This is a genomic window from Actinopolymorpha rutila, assembly GCF_013407855.1.
Taxonomy (GTDB): Bacteria; Actinomycetota; Actinomycetes; order Propionibacteriales; family Actinopolymorphaceae; genus Actinopolymorpha; species Actinopolymorpha rutila.
In genome coordinates, this window is record NZ_JACBZH010000001.1 from 3,173,066 (window position 1) to 3,191,651 (window position 18,586).

Sequence of the window (18,586 nt, forward strand, 5' to 3'; positions counted from 1 at the left end):
TGCCGACGGGCTGGGAAGGGCCCTCGCCGGGCCGCTGACCTGCTCGTTCGATCACCAGCAACCGCTCCAGCACGCCGGATCGACCCCAGACCGGCTCAGCCCGACCACTGCCCACCAAACCCGCTGCCGAGGACGGAACCACCACGTGTCCGACCAGCTGATCATCCGCGGTGCCCGCGAGCACAACCTCAAGGACGTGTCCCTCGAGTTGCCGCGTGACGCCCTCATCGTCTTCACCGGCCTGTCCGGGTCGGGCAAGTCGAGCCTCGCGTTCGACACGATCTTCGCCGAGGGCCAGCGCCGCTACGTCGAGTCGCTGTCGGCCTATGCCCGGCAGTTCCTCGGCCAGATGGACAAGCCCGACGTCGACTTCATCGAGGGCCTCTCGCCCGCGGTCTCCATCGACCAGAAGTCCACCTCACGCAACCCCAGGTCCACGGTCGGCACGATCACCGAGGTCTACGACTACCTCCGCCTCCTCTACGCCCGGATCGGCCACCCGCACTGCCCGGAGTGCGGGCGTCCCATCGCGCGGCAGACACCGCAGCAGATCGTCGACCGGGTGCTGGAGTTCGACGAGGGCACCCGCTTCCAGGTGCTCGCACCGCTGGTGCGCGGCCGCAAGGGCGAATACACCGACCTGTTCCGCCAGCTCACCACCCAGGGCTACTCCCGGGTCCGGGTCGACGGCGAGGTCCACCCCCTGGGCGAGGTGCCCAAGCTCGACAAGCAGCGCAAGCACACCATCGAGGTGGTGGTCGACCGGCTCGGGCTGAAGAGCTCGGCCAAGCGGCGGCTGAACGACTCCATCGAGACCGCGCTGCACCTGGGCGGCGGGCTCGTCACCCTCGACTTCGTCGACCTGCCGGAGAACGACCCCCACCGCGAGCGGGTCTGGTCGGAGCACCTGTACTGCCCTGACGACGACCTGTCCTTCGAGGAGCTCGAGCCGCGGTCGTTCTCGTTCAACTCTCCCTACGGCGCCTGCCCGGACTGCACCGGCCTGGGCACCCGGATGGAGGTCGATCCCGACCTGGTGGTGCCCGACCCGACGAAGAGCCTGGACGAGGGCGCGCTGTCACCGTGGGCGGGTGCGCACGTGACCGACTACTTCGGGCGGCTGATCGAGGCACTGGCCACCACCATCGGGTTCCGCACCGACACACCGTTCGAGCGGCTCCCGGCGAAGGTCCGCAAGGCGCTGCTGCACGGCTACGCCGACCAGGTGCACGTCAGCTACCGCAACCGCTACGGCCGTGAGCGCTCCTACTACACCACCTACGAGGGCGTGATCTCCTACGTCTCCCGCCGGCACGCGGAGGCGGAGTCCGACTCCAGCCGGGAGCGGTTCGAGGGCTACATGCGCGAGGTGGCCTGCCCGAGCTGCCAGGGTTCGCGGCTGAAGCCGATCTCGCTCGCGGTGACGATCGGAGACCGGTCCATCGCCGACGCGTCGTCGCTGCCGATCGGCGACATCGCGGAGTTCCTGCGCGGCCTGGAGCTGAGCCCGCGGGAGAAGCAGATCGCCGAGCGGGTGCTCAAGGAGATCGGCGAGCGGCTGCGGTTCCTGCTCGACGTCGGCCTGGACTACCTCACGCTCGACCGGCCCTCCGGCTCGCTGTCCGGTGGTGAGGCGCAGCGCATCCGGCTGGCGACCCAGATCGGGTCCGGACTGGTCGGCGTTCTGTACGTCCTGGACGAGCCGTCGATCGGCCTGCACCAGCGCGACAACCACCGGCTGATCGAGACCCTGGTCCGGCTCCGCGACATCGGCAACACCCTGATCGTGGTGGAGCACGACGAGGACACCATCCGCACCGCCGACTGGGTGGTCGACATCGGCCCCGGCGCCGGCGAGCACGGCGGCCAGGTGGTGCACACCGGCTCGGTCCAGGAGCTGTACGACCACCCCGACTCGATGACCGGGCAGTACCTCTCCGGCCGGCGGTCGATCCCCATCCCCGACCTGCGCCGCCCGATCAGCCCGAAGCGGCAGATCACCGTGCACAAGGCGTGGGAGCACAACCTCCGCGACGTCACGGTGTCGTTCCCGCTGGGCACGTTCATCGCCGTCACCGGCGTCTCCGGCTCGGGGAAGTCGACCCTGGTCAACGACATCCTCTACACCTCGCTCGCCAAGCAGATCTACGGCGCGCGTGAGGTGCCCGGCCGGCACCAGAAGATCACCGGCACCGACGACATCGACAAGGTGATCCACGTCGACCAGTCGCCGATCGGGCGTACGCCGCGGTCCAACCCGGCCACCTACACCGGCGTGTTCGACCACATCCGGCGGCTGTTCGCGGAGACGCCGGAGGCGAAGATCCGCGGCTACCTCCCGGGCCGGTTCTCGTTCAACGTCAAGGGTGGGCGCTGCGAGGCGTGCTCCGGCGACGGCACGATCAAGATCGAGATGAACTTCCTGCCGGACGTCTACGTCCCCTGCGAGGTGTGCCACGGCGCCCGCTACAACCGGGAGACCCTGGAGGTCCACTACAAGAGCAAGACGATCTCCGAGGTCCTCGACATGCCGATCGAGGAGGCACTGGAGTTCTTCGAGGCCATCCCGGCGATCTCGCGGCACCTGCGCACCCTGGTCGACGTGGGTCTGGGCTACGTCCGGATGGGCCAGTCCGCACCCACCCTGTCCGGAGGCGAGGCGCAGCGGGTCAAGCTCGCGTCGGAGCTGCAGAAGCGGTCGACCGGGCGCACGCTGTACGTCCTGGACGAGCCGACCACCGGTCTGCACTTCGAGGACATCCGCAAGCTGCTCGGCGTTCTCGGCCGGCTGGTCGACCAGGGCAACACCGTGATCGTGATCGAGCACAACCTCGACGTGATCAAGACCGCCGACTGGCTGATCGACCTCGGTCCCGAAGGCGGAAACCGCGGCGGTGAGGTGATCGCGGAGGGCACGCCGGAGGAGATCGCCGCCGACGACAACAGCTACACCGGGCAGTTCCTGCGGCACGTGCTGCCTGCCTCGTCGGTCGGCTCGGGCACCGGATCGGGGCGAGCCGCGTCAGCGGCGAGCCAGTCCATCGGTGCCTCGCGGGGGACCACCACGTCGACCGCCACCAAGTCGGCCGCTGGTAAGGCGACCGCCACGAAGGCGACCGCTGGAAAGGCGGCCGCCGGCAAGTCGAGCGCTACCAAGGCGACCGCTACCAAGGCGGCCGCCGGCAAGGCGGCCGGCGCCCGCAAGGTGACGAAGAAGGCGGCTCCGGTCGCCAAGTCGGCGGCAGGTGCACGGAAGACGGCAACCGCGAAGAAGGCGCCGACGGCGAAGAAGGCGGCAAAGACGAGGAGTGCGTAGGGCACACCCGGCCGGGTGATCGGCCGGCCGTCGGTAGTGTCGAACGCATGTCTTCGCCGATCGACACCCAGGCCACCGACCACCTGCTCACCACCACCCGGGCGGTCCGCAAGCGACTCGACCTCGACCGCCCGGTGCCGCGGGAGGTGCTACTGGACTGCATCCGGCTCGCCGTCCAGGCACCGACGGGCAGCAACCAGCAGGGCTGGCGCTGGGTGATCGTGACGGATCCGGACAAGCGTGCCCGGCTGGGTGAGCTCTACCGCTCCGGTGGTGCCGCCTACATGCGCGCCGCCGGCCAGGCGGAGTCCGGCGGCGCCCAGCAGGACCGCGTGCAGGATTCGGCCCGTTACCTCATGGAGGTCATCGACCGGGTCCCGGCGTTGGTCATCCCGTGCATCGAGGGGCGCATCACCGACGTCCGGTACGCCGCCGGCTTCTTCGGCTCGATCCACCCGGCCATCTGGAGCTTCCAGCTGGCGTTGCGCTCGCGCGGGCTCGGCTCGGCGTGGACGTCGTTCCACCTCGCCCACGAGGAGGAGGCCGCCGAACTCCTCGGCATCCCGCCGGACGTCACCCAGGCCGCTCTGCTGCCGGTCGCCTACACCATCGGCACCGACTTCAGGCCGGCCAAGCGGCGACCGGTCGAGGAGATCACCTACTGGGACAGCTGGGGCCACGTGGAGAAGTGAGCGTCGGTCACGCCGCGGCGGCTGTTGCCCAACGTGTTGCCCGGTGCTCGCGCGGCGTGACAAGGTGGCTGGGTCGCCGGAGTCGGGACGGACACCGGTAGCTCTGACTCGTCCGACAGGAGTGGTCGACGTGCCCCGGTTCACCCCGGGCCCGACGTTCTATCCCTCGCCGCGAGACGCCGCCGCCGCGCCGGCGGAGAAGCTCGCCTACGTCGCGGCGTTCGCCCGTCCGGCCGACAGGCCCGACGCGCTGGCCGTCCTCGACGTCGACGAGACCTCCGCCACCTACGGCGAGGTGGTCGGCTGGACGGAGTTGCCGAACGTCGGTGACGAGTTGCACCACTTCGGCTGGAACGCCTGCAGCACTGCGCTGTGCCCGACGGCAGCCCACCCCCACGTCGAACGCCGCTACCTCGTCGTCCCCGGAATCCGCTCGTCACGGATCTACGTCATCGACACCCGCGACGACCCGGCCAGCCCGCGGATCGTCAAGGTGCTGGAGGCCGACGAACTCGGCAAGCGGGCCGGCTACTCCCGCCCCCACACCGTCCACTGTGGTCCGGAGGGCATCTACGTGTCGGCGCTCGGCGGCCACGGCGAGGAGGGCCCGGGCGGGGTCGCGATCCTTGACCACACGACGTTCGAGGTGCGCGGAGCGTGGGAGGCCGACCGCGGCGACCAGTACCTCGCCTACGACCTGTGGTGGCACATCGGCCACGACGTCGCGGTGACCAGCGAGTGGGGCACGCCGTCGATGCTCGAGAACGGCGTGGTGCCCGAGCTGCTGCTGGCCAACAAGTACGGCCACCGGCTGCACTTCTGGGACCTGCGCAAACGACGCAACATCCAGACCGTCGACCTCGGCGCACAGCACCAGATGGTGCTGGAGTTGCGCCCGGCCCACGACCCGAGGAAGCAGTACGGCTTCGTCGGCGTGGTGGTGAGCACCGAGGACCTGTCCGCGTCGGTGTGGCTGTGGACCCGCGAGGGCTCGGAGTTCGCGGCGCGGAAGGTGATCCAGATCCCGGCCGAGCCGGCGGACGCCGCCGACCTGCCGCCCGCCCTGCAGCCGTTCGGTGCGGTCCCGCCGCTGGTCACCGACATCGACCTGTCGGTCGACGACCGCTTTCTGTACGTCTCGGCGTGGGGGACAGGGGAGTTGCTGCAGTTCGACGTCACCGACCCCGAGCATCCGCGGCAGACGGGGTCGGTCCGGCTCGGCGGCATCGTGCGGCGGACACCACATCCCGCCGCGCCGGATGTCGCGTTGTCCGGCGGTCCGCAGATGGTGGAGGTCAGCCGCGACGGCGCCCGGGTGTACGTATCGAACTCCCTCTACGGCGCCTGGGACGACCAGTTCTACCCCGACGGGGTGGGCGCGTGGGTGGCCAAACTCGACGTCGACCCCCAGGCGGGTGGCCTGACCCCGGACGAGCGGTTCTTCCCGCACGACGCGGACTTCCGGGGGCGCCGGGTGCACCAGATCCGGCTCCAGGGCGGCGACGCCTCGTCGGACTCCTACTGCTTCCCCTGACGGCCGTCCTGCTCCGATGACAGTCCAGTTCCGTTGCCCGTCTCCGCTGCCGAACGTCCCGACGAGCAGTCCCAACGACGACCGTCGTGACGCGCGGGGTGTCCTCGTTCCGATGACCAGATGACCCTGGGAACGACGCTGGCCCTGGCAGGCCTCGGCGCCTTCCACGGGCTCAACCCCGCCATGGGGTGGCTGCTGGTGGTGGCAATCGGTCTGCAGGAACGCGGCCGATGGGCGATGGCACGCTCGCTGGCACCCATCGGAGCCGGCCACTTCGTCTCGATCGCCGTGGTGGCGGTTGCGGTGACGGTCGGTGCGTCCGCGTGGACGACCCGGCTGGTGGCCGTCGTCGGCGGGGTGGCGCTGGTGGGCATGGGAACGTGGCGGCTGCTGTCCAAACGTCACTTCGCGTGGGTGGGGATGCGGCTGTCCGCCTGGCAGCTGGCGGCGTGGTCGTTCCTGATGGCCTCGGTGCACGGCGCGGGCCTGATGCTCGTACCCGTCCTGGCCTCCGGCGGCCGCGCGGGCCCGGCTGGGCATTCGGGGGACGTTACGTCGACGGAGCCGGTGACCGCGACGAGCGGATCCGGTCACGGTGCCACCGGCCTGGGCGAGGCCGCGGTGCACGGCCTGCTCGCCGCCGGTGTGCACACCCTGGCGATGGCGGCGGTCGGGGCGGCGATCGCGTTCGTGGTCTACCAGTTCGTCGGCCTGGCCATCCTGCGTACGGCCTGGATCAACCTCGACCTGGTCTGGGCGGTCGTGCTGCTGGCCGCGGGCCTCCTCACCCTGGTCGGTGTGCTCGTCTGAGGCCCGGCCCGTCGGTCTTGCGCCATTCGGTCTTGCCCCGCCGGCCCTTCCCCCGCCCGACGGGACCACCCCGGGCGGGGGCAGGGCCGGTGGGTCAGCGGCGGGCGGGAAGCGGCGGCAGCGGTTCGGCCTTGCCGACCACGAACGCGTACGTGAACGCGCCGACCACGGCGATGATGGCCGCCACCAGGAACGACGGCAGGTAGTTGCCCTCGTACATGTCCAGCAGGACGCCCATGACGTACGGGCTGATGATCCCGGCGATGTTGGACGCGAAGTTCTGGATGCCGCCGATCGAGCCGACGTGCCGGGAACTCGGCGCGACGTCGCCGGGCAGGGACCAGATGCCGGTCGCGGCGACGGCCAGGCTGGTGTAGGAGATGGCCAGGAACGCCAGGGCCAGGTAGATCGAGGTCGCCATCGCGGCGAACACGATGACCGCCCCGCCGAGCAGGCCACCGACCATCACCGTCTTGCGCACGCGGGTGACGTCGGCTCCCCGCTGGACAGCCCGGTCACCGAGCCGGCCGGCCAGCCAGCCGAGCAGCACCGCACAGATGCCCGGCACCATGCCGAGCGTGCCCATCTGCGCCAGGTCCATCCCGCGGGCGTCCTTGAGGTAGGTCGGGAACCACGTGAGGAAGAAGTAGATGACGAAGTTCAGGCAGAAGAAGCCGAGCATCATCCCGCGCACCGTGCGGTAGCGGAACAGCGAACGCCACTTGACCTGCGGTGCGTCCGCGTCGTCGGTCTCGTCCAGCCGGGCGCCGTTGGCCAGGATGTACTCGCGTTCCAGGTCGTTGGCGCGGGGATGCTCGGCGGGGTCGCGGTAGAAGCGGTACCAGATGCCCGCCCAGATCACTCCCAGCACACCGAGCACGATGAACGAGAAGTGCCAGCTCACCAGGGCGATCAGGCCGGTGACGATGGGCAGCGCGAGAGTGTTGCCGACCCGCGACCCGGAGTCGACGACCGCGGCGGCGAAGGCGCGTTCGTGCCGGGGAAACCAGCGGGAGTTGGCCTTCGTCGCCGCCGGGTACGCCGGGCTCTCACCGGCGCCGAGCAGGAAGCGCACCGCGAACAGCGACCAGAAGCCGCGGGCGAGGGAGGTGAGGATGGTGAAGACCGACCACCACACCGCGGCGAACGTCAGGGCGCGGCGAGGTCCGGACCGGTCGGCGAACCAGCCGGCAAGCAGCATGAACCCGTCGTACGCCCAGAAGAACGCCCCGAAGATCAGTCCCTGCTGTGCGTGGCTGAGCTCGATGTGCATGCTGTCCTGCATGAACGGCAGCGCCACCGCGAGGTTCGCGCGGTCGAGGTAGTTGAGCGTCAGGCCGGCGAACGCGATCCACAAGACCATGTAGCGCGCCCGGCTGGCTCCCGCGGGCGGCTTGGGAGCCGTGTCCGTTCTCTGTTGCGAAGACGTGGCCATGCATCCTCCGAACTCCCGTGCGGACACTCGAGCGCTGTCGCCACAGATTCAGCTGACCATCAGATGAATCAACGCAAAGCGGCGGCCATTCTGGAGCCTCTCGCGGGGCGGCCGTCAACCAGGCGACGCCGGGCCGGAGGCAAACCTGGCCGAACCTGGACGAAAAGTGGTCAACGGGAGGTAAAAGAAGTATCTCCCCCGGCGATCCGCGCGGGGGGAGGTACGACGACCGGACCGGCTCGAACCTCGTGGGATCCGGACAAGCCGTGGGGCCGGGTTCAGTCCTGGCCCCAGGTCACCTTCTCCACCTGGCCGGACACCACCGAACGCGCCGCCGCCTCGGCCAGCGCGAGACTGGCGACGTTACGGCGGCCGGAGCTCTCCGGTTCCTCACCTGCCTCGACGGCCCGGGCGAACTCGGCCAGTGACCCCGCCCGGCCGATGTAGGGAACGTCGAGCATCGTCACAGGCTCGGCGACCGGTCCCTCGTCGCCGCGCCGGGTCACCCGGATGTCGTCACCTTCGGCCGAGCCGGCGGGCCCGTCCCGGCCCGTCCAGTAGATCTCGCCGTCCTCGCACTCCAGGTGCCACGCGCCCGACCAGGCGGTCGGTTCGCCCGAGCTCACCCAGCTGCCGCGGTAGCTGACCACGCTGCCGCCGTCGAAGGTGACCGTGAGAACGGCCGACGCCTCCTCCTTGAACCGGCTCCACGGCGGATCGCTGACCTGGGTGTAGACCGAGACCGGTTCCTGGCCGAGGACCATCCGCATCAGGTCGAAGTGGTGGATCGCCATGTCGTACAGCAGTGGGTGGACGAGCCGGTAGTGGCGGTGGCCGGCTTCCGGCGCGCTGTTGGCCCACTTGCGGAAGTCGATGTGGACCGTGCCCAGCCGGCCGAGCGCCTGGTCGGCGACCAGCCGGGCGGCGGTGCGGGCAGCGGGGAAGAAGCGGTAGTTCTGGCTCACCATCACGGTGCGGCCGGCCTCGTCCGCGGCGGCGAGCACCTCGTGCGCCTCGGCCACCGTGGGAGCGAACGGCTTCTCCACCAGCACGTGCTTTCCCGCGTGCAGCGCCTCGACCGCCAGCGGGACGTGCGCCCCGACCGTCGCGGTGACGAGCACGGCGTCCGCGGACACCTTGTCCATCGCCTCACCCAGCGAGGTGAAGCACTGCTCCTCGGGTATGCCGGCCCGCTTGCGTCCCTTGGCCAGCGCGGCCGGATCGGCGTCGACGGCCGCGACGCGTTCGATGGTGGGTACGCGCGGAACGGCGTTGACCGCCCAGTCGCCGCCCCAACCGCCGATGCCTACATGGATCAACCGCAGTGCCACGGTGATGCGCTCCTCGTGTCGTCCGTCCGTCGGACGGAGAACCGCCCGACCGGTCAGCTACGAGCCTGACGAGGAGTCGGCGTCCGGGCGAGCCGATGCCCGATGGTGGCCAGCCGGGATGTCGTGAGGAGGCCGGGGTCAGCCGCGGTGGTACGCCCTGAGCACGCGCAGTGCCGCGAGCGTGACGATCGCGCGCCACTCCCGGGTCGCCGTCTCACCGGGCGCGTCCCACGAGATCGACCAGCCGCCGTCGGCCCGCTGCGCGGCCGCGAGCGCGTCCAGGTGCGCCTCCACCGCGTCGTCGGGGAAGAACCGGCGGCGCGGGCTGTCCGGGTGCGGTGCGAACTGCAGCGGGGTGAGGCCGTAGCCGCTGCCCGGCCACAGTTGGAACAGTGCCAGCTCACCCAGTCGGGCCCCCAGGGCGTCGTAGGCCGGCTCGGCGCGCCCGCGGTCGGGGTCGGTCTCCAGGAACCGGAGCACGCACAGGGCGGTGTGCGCGTCGGCCACCGCGTCGGGGCTCTCCAGTTGTCGCCAGCAGAACGCGGCGGCCTCGTCGACCCAGGGATGGTCGATCCCGAGGGCGCGGAACCGCCCGGCCAGCGCGGCGGTGGGATTGAGCCCGGCCGGGAACTCGCCCTTGCCCCAGTGCTCGGCCCGCGCGTGGGCGGCGATCGAGGGCAGGACGATGGGTACGCCGCCGCCGTCGGTGGCCGCGGTCGCGAGGTAGTCGCCGGTGCCGGCGAGGAGCTCGCGAGCCGGGCCCGGATCTCCGGTGGCGGCCGCGAGGTCGTCCAGCACGTCGAGGGCGAAGTCGGCGAACAGCGGCTGGCTGTGCGGGGTGCGGGCATCGGGTTCGAGGGCGTGGCCGAAGCCGCCGTCGGCGTTGCGATGTGCGCGCAGGGCGGCCAGGACCGCGGGCACGGCGGACCGGTCGGCGTCGAGGTGTACCTGGGCGAGGCGGCGTTCGAGGATCCGTCCCTCGGAGCCGACGAAGGCCCGGGCGCGGTCCACGTCTACCGTGGCCGAGGTGCCGGCCGGGGCGTTGGTTGGCGAACTCATGCCGCCGACGCTATCCACGGCCACCGACACCCTGCTTGTACGAAACGGACGTCGCGTTCGGGGCCGGGCCGGGGGACCGGTGATCAGGTCCGGCACGCCGATCGGGCGGCGGTTCGGGATCCTGGCCGGCTCGAAGGAGCGCGCTCGGCGTGGCGCCGGTCAGGTCCCGGCAGTCCCGGGCGAGGTGGGCCTGGTCGGTGTAGCCGGCCGCGGCGGCGAGGTCGGCGAGCGTCGCCCGCGGATGCCCGCGGGCGAGGTCGCGGACGCGGACCAACCGGGCGATCCGGGCGAACGTGGCCGGTCCGTAGCCCACGGCGGCACTGAACCGCCGCCGGAACTGCCGCTCACCCAGGGGGACCTCCGTCAGTGCTTCCCGCACTCGCCCGCCCCCCGCGGCGAGGACGCGCACCACCCGGTCGACCTCCCGGTCCGCCTCGCGGGTTCGGGTCCGGTCGAGCCGGCCGGTGACCAGGGCCGCGAGGTGGTCCGGTCGTTCGACCAGTCGGCGGGTCGCTCGCGCACCGGCGGCGCCCCACAGGTCGGCCAGGTCCACCCGCTGGTCCCGCAGGTCCTCCGCGGAGACACCGAGCACCCGGGCGGCTCGCCCGATCCGGAACCGCAGCCCGTGGATGGGCACGCCGAGGTCGTACGGGGAGAACCACGGGCCGGTGTCCGGACCGGCCACGAACACCCGGTCCGGCGCGACCACGATGTCCAGGCACCCGTCGGGCAGGATCGGCGCGCTGCCCCCGAACGACGACCGCCACAGGCAGCGCACATCGCCGGCGAGGGCGGCCGGTGCGGGAACCTCGGCGTACGTCGTGCTCACCTCACCACGCTAACCCGGCCCACCCCCGGGCCGGCCGATCCGGACAAGCCCGCGCGGACCGGGCGAGCCGGCCGTACTCCGCGGACGCCCGGCTCTACGACGCCTGCGGGAATGAACCACACTGGGGCCATGGCTCTCCCCGGCTGGCTGTCCGACCTGCTCCGAGGCCCGGGCGGACGCGGCGATCGCGCGCGGCCACCGGACGCCCACACCCGATCGGCGGCGCTGGCCGCGCTCGGCGGCGACGGATGCGCGGTGTGCCGGATCGCCTCCGAGGCAGGCCAGCGGTGGTTCTTCGCGTACGAGAACGACACCCGTGTCGATCTCGGCCTCCGCGAACGCCTGGAACGCTCGTTCGGTTTCTGCGCGCCGCACACCCGGCACCTGCTCGACCTCGGTGCATCGACGTCCTGGCTGGCCCGCTGGGTGTTCGCCGACGTCGCCAGGGCCGCGGTGGGCGCGCTGGCCGCGCCGGAGCCGCCCACGCCCGGGCCCTGTCCGGCGTGCGAGGCGGTCGAGCGGGCCGAGCGGGACGCGGTGCGCAATCTCGCGTCCGGGCTGTTCGACCAGGACGTCCGTGACCTGCTGGTCGCCGGCGACGGCTTCTGCCGCACACACGGCCTGGCCGTGCTCCGCCGCACCGGACGCGACCAGGCCCGGCTGGTGGCGATGATGCTGGACGAGCGCCTGACCAAGGACCCGGTGACCGCCCGCGACGTGCTGGTCGGCGTACAGCCCGACGCCCCGAGGCGGCGCAGGCTGCGCGAACAGACCGCCGCGAGCGTGCTCGCCGCGGAGGAGGCGGCCAGGACGGCTCGGCCACTGGGCGACGCCGACCTCGTACTGGACTGGCCGTGCTGCCCGACGTGTGCCGCCGGCCACCTGGTCGAGTGGCGCTACCTGCACTGGATGGTCGACCTGTCCGCGGAGGACGCGGCGGAACTGCGCGGCGGGGCGACCCTGTGCGCGGAACACCTCGCGGACCTGGCCGGTGTGCGGATCACCTCCGGCGACGTGGGCGCGGTCCGGCTCACCGAGGACGGCCTGCTCGCTCCGGTCGCCCAGGTGATCGAACACGTGGCGCAGCTGTGGAGCAAGGACCTGCGTACCTTCGTCGGCCGGCTGGACGGTGCGTCCGCGGGTGCGGCGCGGGCCGCGGCCGCCGACGTCGGCCAGTGGATCCGTTGCCACCTGTGCGAACGCCGCGCGGCCGCGGTCCAGCGCACCGAACGCCTGCTCGGGCTGGTCGCCGCCGACCCCGCGGACGCCGAGCGGTTGCGCGACGCACACGGGGTCTGCCTGCGGCACGGCCTCCGCACCCGGCTTCCGGCGCCCTGGCAGCAGCTCCTGCGGGCCCGGACCGGCCTGCTGTGCTACGAACTCGACGAGGCCGAACGCAAAGCGGGCTGGGACGCGCGGTGGGAGATCCGCGGCGCCGAGATGGCCGTCTGGCGGCGCGCTCCGTACCTTCTGGACGGCCAGGTGCTCGGGCCCGCGGTTCCGAACGCCGACGACGGCGCCCACCCGTAAGGACGTGCCGTCACCGCCGGAACCGGCGGGTCAGAACATCCCCTTCGTCGCGCACACCCGGATGCGGCGGTAGTCGGCCCACCAGGTGCCGTCGCGGTGGAGCCGTGGGCGCAGGGTCTCCTCCAGCCGGGCGAAGAACGCGTCCTGGTCGGGCACGTCGGCGATCAGGTCGGCACAGAACATCCGCACCCAGTTGACCAGGCCGTCCGGTCCCTCCAGCGGCGTGGGCCGGTCGAACAGCCAGGCGGCGTCGACCCGGAACCGTCCCGCCTCCTCCAGCAGGGAGGTGTACTCGCCGATGGTCGGGAAGTAGAACTTGTGCAGGACCATTGGCAGCCCCAGCTCGGACCGGACCCGCCAGATACCGCTGTCGATCCGCTGGATGTTGCCGGAGCCGCCGAACTCGGTGACGAACCGGCCGCCGGTGCGCAGCGCGTTGGAGATCGCCTCCGCCGCGCCGTGACTGTCGTCCACCCAGTGCAGGGTGGCGTTGCTGAAGACCGCGTCGAACTCCTCGCGGTAGCCGAGGTCGCAGACGTCGGCCACCTCGAACGGATGGTCGGGGTACTTCTCCCGGGCACGGGCGACCATCTCGGGACTGGCGTCGACACCGATCGCGTCGACGCCACGGGCGCGTAGCGCGGCCACGTGGTCACCGGTGCCCGAGCCGACGTCGAGCACGCGTTCGCCGGGCTGGGCCTCGAGGAGGTCCAGAGCCTCGCCACCCCGGGTGGCGACGAAGCCGTGCTTGCCGTCGTACAGGTCTGCGTTCCACTTCACTGTGGTCATGGGGAAACCTACTCCTGGAAGTCCATCATACGAGATTCAAATCTCGCTATTCGGTCAAGATTGAAAGCCGGGAGCTCTCAACGGCTCAGGCGGCGCAACGCGGGAATCGCCAAGCCCACTTGGCGATCCGCGTGGAGATTCGCCAGCGGGTGCCAGGCGACGGCTGTGATCACCTGGGCGTCCGCGGCGAGTTCGGGATCGAAGCCCGTCGTCGCGACCGCCGCGGGATCCACCTTCACCAGGAAGCAGGTCTCCGCCGCCGGCACGCCGTCGGGTGTTCGATGGCGCCGAAGGTAGAGCAGCCCGCCGACAGTCCCGGCGAGCCCGGTTTCCTCGCGTACCTCACGGAGCACGGCCTCCTCGAGGGTCTCGCCGTCCTCGACCCCACCGCCGGGCAGCGTCCAGTACTCACGCGTGTTCTCGACATGCCGGACCATCAGCACCTTCGCGTCGCGGAGGATCACCGCGCACACCCGCCTGCGCGTGACGTCGGGGCTTCGCGGCTGGTCGTCGGGCACGGCGGGACAGACCCTCAGCCGGGCCAGACCAGGCCGCCGACGGCGAAGCCGAGGAACGCCGCGCCCAGCCCGGCCAGCAGGTTGGCGCCGACGTTCGCGGCGGCCGGGAGGAACGCGCCGTCCTCGACCAGGCGCAGGGTCTCGAACCCGAACGTGGAGTACGTCGTCAGCGCGCCGCAGAAGCCGGTGGCCAGCAACGCGTACGTGATCGGGCCGAGGCTGTGCGACGCGCTGCCCGCGGCGAGCACGCCGAGCACCAGGCTGCCGAAGACGTTGACGGTGAGCGTCCCCCAGGGGAAGCCGGACGCGTGCCGCTCCTGCACCAGCCGGTCGAGGTGGTAGCGCAGGGGAGCGCCCACCATCCCGCCGGCCAGTACGGCGAGCACCACCCTCATGCGTCCGGCCCGTCCGCGGAGTTCTCCGCCTCGCGCCCGACGTACCTCACGACCTCGACGTCCTCGACGATCACCAGGCCCTCGGTGACCAGTTCGTCCAGCTGGGGGAGGAACGCCTCGATCCGCTCCGCCGAGTCCACGACGACGATCGAGAGCGGGAGGTCCTCGGACAGGCTCAGGAACCGGCCGGTGTGCAGGTGCCGGGACGCGCCGTACCCCTCGATGCCGCGGATGACGGTGGCGCCGGCGAGCCCGGCCCCCCTTGCCCGGTGGACGATCTCCGCGTAGACGGGCTTGTGGTGCCAGCGGTCGTCCTCACCGACGAAGACCGTGAGCCGCTTGGCCGGGCCCTTGAGCGGGTTCATCGGGAATCACCTCGCTGGTACGTGGTGGGCTGGGACGGAGGCTGCGACGGGGACTGGGGCTGGGCCGGGGACCGCGACGACGTGGTGTCCGCGGCCTGCCCCTCAGGCGACGACTCGTGCGCGCGGCTCGCGCGGCCGGACCGCGTCCGCCGCGGATACGCGCGGACGGCGAGCCGGGTCAGGTGGGTGCCGAACCACACCGCGACCAGGGCGACGGCGACCGTGCCGAACAGGTAGAGGAGCCCGGTGGCCGCCCGCCCGGCGTCCAGCAGCCCGCGCGTCTGCACGGCGTACGTCGAGAACGTCGTGAAGCCCCCGAGGAAACCGATGCCGAGGAACGGCCGCCACAACCGGTGCGCCACCCACACCTCGAGCAGGAGTGCCATCAGCACGCCGATCAGGGCGCAGCCGGCGATGTTGACGAAGAACGTTCCCCAGGGAAAGGACCCCGGCCCGTCCGGGACCAGCACGGTCAGGCCGTACCGGGAAAGGGCGCCCAGAGCGCCGCCCACGGCGATCGCCGCCGTGGTGCCGGGATGTCCGGTCGTGGTGCGCCTGCTCATCGTTCCTCCCATTGCGCGCGGGTATTGCGCAACAGGGACCGTTGGCGGCGCCGGTGCCGCGGTTTGTGCCGGCGAGCCCCACCGCCGGTTGAACCGGTCCTCAGGATAGGGCACGCCGGCACACCCGCGTCACCAGCCGGGTCACCGGCTCCAGAGCACCGCCGACGGCGAAGCGGCGGTCAGCGTCACGTCGCCGGACCAGGACAGGAACGACGGCTGGGGGAGATAGTCCTGCCCCAGCAGGAAGCCGCGCTGGATGCCGGTGACGTGGACCGTGGCACCGGAGTCGGTGCCGACCACGACGCGGTGGGCAGTGATCTCGGCGATGTCGTCCTGCGTCGTACCGGCCGGCAGCTCCACCGTGGTCGCGGCGGGGTCGTCGCGCTGCAGGGACCAGCTCGGCTCCTCGTGGTGGGACAGGTAGACCGTGTCACCGGACTTCAGGCGTACGCCCAGCGCGACGCCCACCCACGACGAGCCGGAGTTGGGTCCGTCGGTGGACTTCTTCACCACGGCGTACAGGTAGTTGCGCTGGTCGCTGACCTCCGGGGTGGAGGGCGTGTTCGGTGCGGGCGCCTCGATCTTGCCTTCGCGGATCATCTCCTTGGCCATCACGAGGTACGTCCAGGGGTTGGCGTCCATGACCGCCTCGCGTGCCTTGCCGGCCGGCCTGGTCTGCAGCGCCGACGGGAAGAACCGCATCGGGTTGTCCACCTCGTCGCAGACGTTGTTGTTCGAGGTGCACGTCTGCAGTTGCGGGTGGTCGCCCTCGTAGTCGCCCTGGAAGTGAAGCGTCTGGTGGTTGGGCGCCTGGTAGGTGTCGCTGCCGGGCACCCGCTCACCGTTCTCGTCCAGTTCGACCGCGTAGATCCACTCGATGTCGGTCGTGCGTCCCCAGCGGGCCATCAGCGCCGGAGTGTTGGTGCCGCCGTCCTCGTTGCTCCAGATGATGGAGTACGTCAGCCGGGTGTGCCCGGGAGCCGACGCCGACGAGGACTCGTGCCAGGCGATGAGCGGGGTGTCGGTGGTGGCGTTCTGGTTCGCGTCGCCGTACTGCGCGAGGTCGCGGCCGTGCAGGATCGGCGCGAACCGCAGGGCGGAGTAGTCCGCGTCGGAGCGGCCGTGCACGTCGAAGGCGAAGTGGGACACGTCGACCTGTTGCGCGGCGGGCGCCGACCGCTCGTCGGCGAACCTCAGCTCGACGAGATGCGGTCCGCTGTTCAGGTGGCCGAGGGCGATCTGCTGCGCGACGGGTGCATCGCCGGTGACCACGACGTCGGTCTCGTACCTGCGGTCGACGTACACCGACAGCACGGCCGACTCCTTGCCGCGTACCGCCCAGTCGGTGCCCGGCGCGGCGACGGTCAGGTCGAGGAGCGCCTCCCCGGAAGCGGCCGCCCGGACGGGGACCCGTACGGACGGCCCGTCCCGGTGAACGGCGAACGACGACCAGTGCCGATCGGTGCCGGCTTTCGGCGCGAGCGTCGAGCCCGCCCCGGCGGGCGGGCCGGCCAACGCGCTCGCGGGCGCGGCGAGGCAGGTGAGAGCGGCGAGGGACGCTGCTCCCACCGCCGCGGTGAGGGCACCGGAACGACGAACACGCATCTGTTTCCTCCAAGCCGGGGTTTCGAAGCCCGGGTTCCAAGCAGGGAGTCCATGCCGGTTGATACGGAGATCAGGCGAGGGCCCCAGCTTGGTTGGAATCCTTCGGCGGGAACAGCGGACGCGGGACGAACTTCTGGCCAACTTCGGTTGCCGTACGGCTACACCGGGTTCGGACTGCCTTCGGACCAGGTCCGACCCGTCCGGAGCCCCCGAAGACCTAGGCCGGGAGGCGGAGAGGGATCGGACCGATTCCCGATGGGCGTTGGGGGTGGTGCCGGATAGCGTGGCTCCTCGTGAGTGCATCCAGGACCCCGCCCGCAGCCGTCACCGACACCCCCGACGACCAGACCACTCCCGCCGCGTCGAAGGGCGGCATCCTCCGTCCGCCCTACCGGGCACTCACCATCGGCATCGTCGCCTTGGTCCTGCTGGTCGCGTTCGAGGGGATGGCGGTCGGCACGGCCATGCCGGTGGCGGTCAAGGACCTCGACGGCCTGGCCTTCTACGCCTGGGGTTTCTCCGGCTTCATGACGGCCAGCATGTTCGCCACCGTGATCTCCGGCGAGTTGTGCGACCGGCTCGGCCCGCGCATCCCCTTCGTCGTGGGCACGGTGCTGTTCGGCGCCGGCCTCCTGGTGGCCGGCGGGGCGCCGACGATGACACTGTTCGTCCTCGGGCGGATGATCCAGGGACTCGGCGGCGGCGCGGTCGTCGTCACGCTCTACGTCATCGTCGGCCGTGCGTTTCCCGCGCAGCTTCGGCCCCGGGTTTTCGCCGCCATCTCCAGCGCCTGGGTGCTCCCGTCGCTGATCGGGCCGGTGATCGCGGGCACGGTCACCGAACACTTCACCTGGCGGCTGGTCTTCCTCGGCCTGGTGCCGCTGACGCTGCTGCCGCTCGCCCTGGTGATTCCCAGCCTGAGCGGGTTGCCGACGGTGGAGCCGTCGGCCGCGCGTTCGGGCCGCAAGCGGCGCGCGCTGGGGGCGGCGGTCGGTATCGGCCTGCTGCAGTACGCCGGCCAGGAACGCACCTGGTGGAGCCTGCTCCTGGTCGTGGTCGGCGTCGCCACCCTGGTGCTGAGCCTCCCGAGGCTGCTCCCGCCGGGAACGCTCCGGTTCGCCCGCGGCCTGCCCGCCGTGGTCGGGATGCGCGGCATCTTCGCGGGCGCCTTCTTCGGCTGGCAGTCGTTCGTCCCGCTGATGCTCGTGGAGCACCGCGGGCTGTCCACCACCATCGCCGGCCTCACCCTCTCCCTCGGCTCGTTCGGGTGGACGGCGGGCTCGTGGTGGCAGAGCAGGCCGTCGTTGCGCGCCACCCGGCCCAGCCTGGTCCGGGCCGGCGCGGTGTTCGTCACCTGCGCGATCGGCGTGTGGATGTTCATCGTGCTGCCGTTCGTCCCGGCGTGGCTGGCCGTGATCAGCTGCATGCTCGGCGGCCTCGGGATGGGACTGGCGACGGCCAGCCTGTCGGTGCTGGTCCTCGGATACTCCCGGCCGGAGGAGCACGGCGCCGCCGGTGCCGCCGCCCAGATGGCGGACTCCTTCGGCAACGTCGCGCTCGTCGGGCTCGGCGGCGTCATCTTCGCCACCTTGCACGGACACGCGTCACCTGGTGTGGTGTACGGCTCGATCTACGCCGTGATGATTGCCGTCGCGGCAGGCGGGATCGTGCTGAGCCGGCAGGTACGCGCGGACACGAACACCGTCCGGCCGAACGACTGAACCGACCGGCTGCGCGACTGAACTACTGTCCGGCCGACGGCCGGCGACGGAAACTGTCCCACCGGTGGCCACCGGCAGAAACGAACCGACTCAC

At 71.4% G+C, this 18,586-nt stretch carries 16 protein-coding genes; 6 read left to right on the top strand and 10 right to left on the bottom strand.

The genetic code is table 11. The annotated features are described in order from the left end of the window. Positions 1-145: 145 nt before the first annotated feature. The 4 genes from uvrA to F4554_RS14135 all read left to right on the top strand — a co-directional run bounded on the left by uvrA (position 146) and on the right by F4554_RS14135 (position 6,352). Complete coding sequence (gene uvrA, locus F4554_RS14120) at positions 146-3,316, top strand: excinuclease ABC subunit UvrA (RefSeq protein ID WP_179787807.1); 3,171 nt, start codon at positions 146-148, stop codon at positions 3,314-3,316. Positions 3,317-3,363: 47 nt separating this feature from the next. Beyond that, positions 3,364-4,008, top strand: coding sequence for a nitroreductase family protein (locus F4554_RS14125; RefSeq protein WP_179787808.1), 645 nt, complete (start codon positions 3,364-3,366; stop codon positions 4,006-4,008). Between the two features lie 130 nt (positions 4,009-4,138). After that, complete coding sequence (locus F4554_RS14130) at positions 4,139-5,542, top strand: selenium-binding protein SBP56-related protein (protein ID WP_179787809.1); 1,404 nt, start codon at positions 4,139-4,141, stop codon at positions 5,540-5,542. Positions 5,543-5,662: 120 nt separating this feature from the next. Beyond that, on the top strand, positions 5,663-6,352 hold the full coding sequence (locus F4554_RS14135) for a hypothetical protein (RefSeq protein WP_179787810.1): 690 nt from the start codon (positions 5,663-5,665) through the stop codon (positions 6,350-6,352). Between the two features lie 94 nt (positions 6,353-6,446). Here F4554_RS14135 and F4554_RS14140 read toward each other — a convergent pair whose 3' ends face one another. From F4554_RS14140 to F4554_RS14155, 4 genes are all read right to left on the bottom strand, one after another. After that, positions 6,447-7,715 (bottom strand): MFS transporter, encoded by a 1,269-nt coding sequence (locus tag F4554_RS14140; protein WP_202889290.1) that lies wholly within the window; start codon positions 7,713-7,715, stop codon positions 6,447-6,449. Between the two features lie 350 nt (positions 7,716-8,065). Then, positions 8,066-9,118: a Gfo/Idh/MocA family oxidoreductase gene (locus F4554_RS14145; RefSeq protein WP_179787812.1), complete on the bottom strand. Its 1,053-nt coding sequence runs from the start codon at positions 9,116-9,118 to the stop codon at positions 8,066-8,068. A gap of 138 nt (positions 9,119-9,256) precedes the next feature. After that, positions 9,257-10,177: a hypothetical protein gene (locus F4554_RS14150; RefSeq protein ID WP_179787813.1), complete on the bottom strand. Its 921-nt coding sequence runs from the start codon at positions 10,175-10,177 to the stop codon at positions 9,257-9,259. Between the two features lie 10 nt (positions 10,178-10,187). Then, positions 10,188-11,006, bottom strand: a complete 819-nt coding sequence (locus F4554_RS14155) for a helix-turn-helix domain-containing protein (protein ID WP_202889291.1) — start codon at positions 11,004-11,006, stop codon at positions 10,188-10,190. Positions 11,007-11,135: 129 nt separating this feature from the next. Between F4554_RS14155 and F4554_RS14160 the strand changes: the two genes are divergently transcribed. Then, positions 11,136-12,536, top strand: a complete 1,401-nt coding sequence (locus F4554_RS14160; RefSeq protein ID WP_179787814.1) for a hypothetical protein — start codon at positions 11,136-11,138, stop codon at positions 12,534-12,536. 30 nt (positions 12,537-12,566) lie between these two features. Here the strand turns inward: F4554_RS14160 and F4554_RS14165 are convergent, their stop codons facing one another. The 6 genes from F4554_RS14165 to F4554_RS14190 form a co-directional block, all read right to left on the bottom strand. Further along, on the bottom strand, positions 12,567-13,325 hold the full coding sequence (locus F4554_RS14165; protein ID WP_179787815.1) for a class I SAM-dependent methyltransferase: 759 nt from the start codon (positions 13,323-13,325) through the stop codon (positions 12,567-12,569). Between the two features lie 77 nt (positions 13,326-13,402). Beyond that, positions 13,403-13,843, bottom strand: a complete 441-nt coding sequence (locus tag F4554_RS14170; RefSeq protein WP_337796033.1) for an NUDIX domain-containing protein — start codon at positions 13,841-13,843, stop codon at positions 13,403-13,405. 14 nt (positions 13,844-13,857) lie between these two features. Next, complete coding sequence (gene crcB / locus F4554_RS14175) at positions 13,858-14,238, bottom strand: fluoride efflux transporter CrcB (protein WP_179787816.1); 381 nt, start codon at positions 14,236-14,238, stop codon at positions 13,858-13,860. Beyond that, positions 14,235-14,603 carry a DUF190 domain-containing protein gene (locus F4554_RS14180; RefSeq protein WP_179787817.1) on the bottom strand — a complete coding sequence of 123 codons (369 nt, stop codon included), beginning with the start codon at positions 14,601-14,603 and terminating at the stop codon, positions 14,235-14,237. The genes crcB (F4554_RS14175) and F4554_RS14180 overlap by 4 nt, the downstream gene beginning before the upstream one ends. Further along, positions 14,600-15,166: a fluoride efflux transporter CrcB gene (gene crcB, locus F4554_RS14185; protein ID WP_202889292.1), complete on the bottom strand. Its 567-nt coding sequence runs from the start codon at positions 15,164-15,166 to the stop codon at positions 14,600-14,602. The genes F4554_RS14180 and crcB (F4554_RS14185) overlap by 4 nt, the downstream gene beginning before the upstream one ends. 141 nt (positions 15,167-15,307) lie before the next feature. Next, positions 15,308-16,771 carry a hypothetical protein gene (locus F4554_RS14190; RefSeq protein WP_179787819.1) on the bottom strand — a complete coding sequence of 488 codons (1,464 nt, stop codon included), beginning with the start codon at positions 16,769-16,771 and terminating at the stop codon, positions 15,308-15,310. A gap of 293 nt (positions 16,772-17,064) precedes the next feature. Between F4554_RS14190 and F4554_RS14195 the strand changes: the two genes are divergently transcribed. Next, on the top strand, positions 17,065-18,492 hold the full coding sequence (locus F4554_RS14195) for an MFS transporter (RefSeq protein WP_337796034.1): 1,428 nt from the start codon (positions 17,065-17,067) through the stop codon (positions 18,490-18,492). Positions 18,493-18,586: the final 94 nt, after the last annotated feature.

What these genes read in the sequence shown, in the direction of transcription:
- F4554_RS14190 (WP_179787819.1), bottom strand. Translation starts at nt 16,771, where the DNA reads ATGCGTGTTCGTCGTTCCGGTGCCCTCACCGCGGCGGTGGGAGCAGCG.
- crcB (WP_202889292.1), bottom strand. Translation starts at nt 15,166, where the DNA reads ATGAGCAGGCGCACCACGACCGGACATCCCGGCACCACGGCGGCGATC.
- F4554_RS14135 (WP_179787810.1), top strand. Translation starts at nt 5,663, where the DNA reads ATGACCCTGGGAACGACGCTGGCCCTGGCAGGCCTCGGCGCCTTCCAC.
- F4554_RS14160 (WP_179787814.1), top strand. Translation starts at nt 11,136, where the DNA reads ATGGCTCTCCCCGGCTGGCTGTCCGACCTGCTCCGAGGCCCGGGCGGA.
- F4554_RS14140 (WP_202889290.1), bottom strand. Translation starts at nt 7,715, where the DNA reads ATGGTCTTGTGGATCGCGTTCGCCGGCCTGACGCTCAACTACCTCGAC.
- F4554_RS14150 (WP_179787813.1), bottom strand. Translation starts at nt 10,177, where the DNA reads ATGAGTTCGCCAACCAACGCCCCGGCCGGCACCTCGGCCACGGTAGAC.
- F4554_RS14165 (WP_179787815.1), bottom strand. Translation starts at nt 13,325, where the DNA reads ATGACCACAGTGAAGTGGAACGCAGACCTGTACGACGGCAAGCACGGC.
- crcB (WP_179787816.1), bottom strand. Translation starts at nt 14,238, where the DNA reads ATGAGGGTGGTGCTCGCCGTACTGGCCGGCGGGATGGTGGGCGCTCCC.
- F4554_RS14125 (WP_179787808.1), top strand. Translation starts at nt 3,364, where the DNA reads ATGTCTTCGCCGATCGACACCCAGGCCACCGACCACCTGCTCACCACC.
- F4554_RS14180 (WP_179787817.1), bottom strand. Translation starts at nt 14,603, where the DNA reads ATGAACCCGCTCAAGGGCCCGGCCAAGCGGCTCACGGTCTTCGTCGGT.